At 59.0% G+C, this 2,334-nt stretch carries 3 protein-coding genes; 2 read left to right on the top strand and 1 reads right to left on the bottom strand.

All coding sequences use genetic code 11. The features are described 5' to 3' along the window. Together EN925_RS32375 and EN925_RS32370 are read left to right on the top strand one after the other, a co-directional pair. Positions 1–843, top strand: an 843-nt coding sequence (locus EN925_RS32375; protein WP_245487391.1) for a sugar ABC transporter permease, incomplete at its 5' end; no start/stop codon positions are given. Between the two features lie 2 nt (positions 844–845). Next, the gene (locus EN925_RS32370) at positions 846–1,667 is read left to right on the top strand and encodes a carbohydrate ABC transporter permease (RefSeq protein WP_128337224.1); all 822 of its coding nucleotides are present in this window, start codon (positions 846–848) and stop codon (positions 1,665–1,667) included. Here the strand turns inward: EN925_RS32370 and EN925_RS39895 are convergent. After that, positions 1,664–1,837, bottom strand: coding sequence for a hypothetical protein (locus tag EN925_RS39895; RefSeq protein ID WP_164752743.1), 174 nt, complete (start codon positions 1,835–1,837; stop codon positions 1,664–1,666). The genes EN925_RS32370 and EN925_RS39895 overlap by 4 nt on opposite strands. Positions 1,838–2,334 lie beyond the last annotated feature (497 nt).

The following is a 2,334-nucleotide window of genomic DNA, read 5'->3' as shown; positions in this document are numbered from 1 at the left end:
GGCAGGATGTATCTGACGCCGCTGGTCGGCTTCCTGCTGCTGTTCCTCGGCTTTCCGGCGATCGTCAACCTGATCTATTCCGTTTCGACCGTTACATTCGAGACGCTGCGCAGTCCGGTGTTGAGTGGTTTCGCCAACTATGTCGCGGTGTTGAACGACCGCGAATTCTGGAGCTCGGCCTGGTTCTCTCTGCGCTTCGGTATTCTTACCGCATCAGCGGAATGTCTGATCGGTCTTTTCCTTGCCATCTTCCTGGCGCCGCTTCTGAGCAAGCGCCCAGTTCTGATGGCGCCGTTGATGCTGCCGCTGATGGTCGCGCCGGCCATGGTCGGTCTCATGTACCGGCTGGTGCTGCATGAATTCGCGGGCCCCGTCCCCTACTATCTCTTCGAATGGTTTGGCGACAGCCCGGCCTTCCTCGACATCGACAATGCCTTCCGCACCCTTGTCGTCGTGGAGACGCTGCAATGGACGCCTTTCGCCTTCCTGCTCTTCTACATGGCCTATTCGGCCATACCGCTCGACGTGCGCGAAGCCTCCTCGCTCGATGGCGCATCACCGTTTGAGATCGTCCGGTGGATCGACCTGCCATTGATGAAGCCGACGCTGGTCATCGCGTTTTTCATCCGTTTCATCGACGGTTTCCGGGTGTTCGACAATGTCTATGCATTGACCGGCAGTGGTGCAGGAGGTTCAACGACGTCCTTGTCGATCTACATCTACCAAGCCTTCTTCAAGGAAGGGGCTATTGGCAAGGCGGTCGCCGCCTCGGTTGTCCTGTTCATGGCGTCGTTCATCGTTCTCCACTGCCTTAACCGGCTTGCCGGCCGCAGGAAGCGTTGACGATGGCCGGGGCACTGCGCTGGATCGTTTTTGCCATCGCCGTGCTGGCGATGAATTTCCCCACTATCGTGACGCTGATCACATCGCTCAAAAGCCAGCGCGAGCTTTCGACGAACCCCGGTTTGTGGATCAGCCAGCCGACGCTCGACAACTATCTGGAGGTCCTGACGCAGACCAGCCGCTTCAACATCTATGCCTATCTGCTGAACAGCACCGTGGCGGCGCTGATCGGAACCGGCCTTGCGATCGTGCTCGCGTTCCCGGCTGCCTATGCGATCGCGCGCAGCGAGGCGGGAAAGCGCTTGGTCCTGCCGATCGTCATCAATCTTCGCGCCGTGCCGCTGATCATCTTCGCGATCCCGCTTTACATGATGTACCAGTGGCTGGGCCTGCTCGATACGCGGATCGGGCTCGGGCTCATCCTGACCATCGTCAACGCGCCGCTTGCACTCGTCATCCTGGTGAACGCGATTTCAGATGTACCAGTCGAACTCGACGAGGCGGCGAAAGTCGATGGCGCAAATTCCTTGCAGGTGATGATGATGATCGTCCGGCCCGTCATCCGACCGGCGCTGGTCACAACCTTCATCTTCGGCTTCATCACCGCCTGGAACGAATTCCTCTTCGGCCTCATGCTGACAACCAGTCGTGCCGTGCCGATGACGGTCGGCGCATCCTTCTTCTTCGCCGCGAGCGGCGGTGGCGTGAAATGGGGAACCGCTTCCGCGGTCATGATGCTGGGCGCCTTGCCGCCGGCATTGCTGGGTCTTGTGATGTATCGGCAGATATCGGGATCCATGACCGCTGGGGCGGTCAAAGGCTAAAGCAAGAAGAAGTTCGTCTTTCCGACAAATTGGACAACCCAATCCGACAGCGCCAGCGCACTTGTCAGGCCAGGTGACTCGATTCCGAAAAGACGGATCAGCCGTCCGGACGGATCAGCCAGAATGTCGAAATCGCCGAACTGCAACCCGTTCGTTAGGCCGTAGCCCACAATAGCTCGGCTCCAGTTCCCCCTCTCTCAGCCCCGGCCAATAGATGGCGCGTAAAATGGTGTGGCCTCGGGCTGGCCGAGGAAGGAAGAAATGGTGCAGCTTGCTGATGGCGAAATCGCGATGGCGCAGACGCAGCGCAGTCTGGTTAGGTCCAGCCTAAGCCGAACTACTGAAAATCATAATTTGTGCAGCGCACCCAACGTGCTTTGCTCCGCCATCGGCTGAAAGAAAACAAGAAAAGAACGTCAGGCGACAGGCTTCGGCGATGCCTCCGGAGCGGGTTTCGTTCGGGCCGGGATAACGCCCGACTTCAGAAAAACAGGGGAACGTGATGACGACAATAATCTCGAAGTTTCGCCGGGCCGCGCTGGTGGCCGGCATTGCGCTCAGCGCCATATCGGTGAGCCTCCACGCCGAAGCTGGCAGCTTGAAACTGGGCATGACGACCTGGGTGGGGTACGGACCGCTCTTCCTTGCCCGTGACATGGGTTACTTC

It is taken from the genome of Mesorhizobium sp. M7A.F.Ca.US.006.04.2.1 (assembly GCF_004022915.1).
Taxonomy (GTDB): domain Bacteria; phylum Pseudomonadota; class Alphaproteobacteria; order Rhizobiales; family Rhizobiaceae; genus Mesorhizobium; species Mesorhizobium ciceri.
Note: the sequence above shows the minus strand (reverse complement) of the source record. Positions and strands in the feature narration are given on the sequence as shown.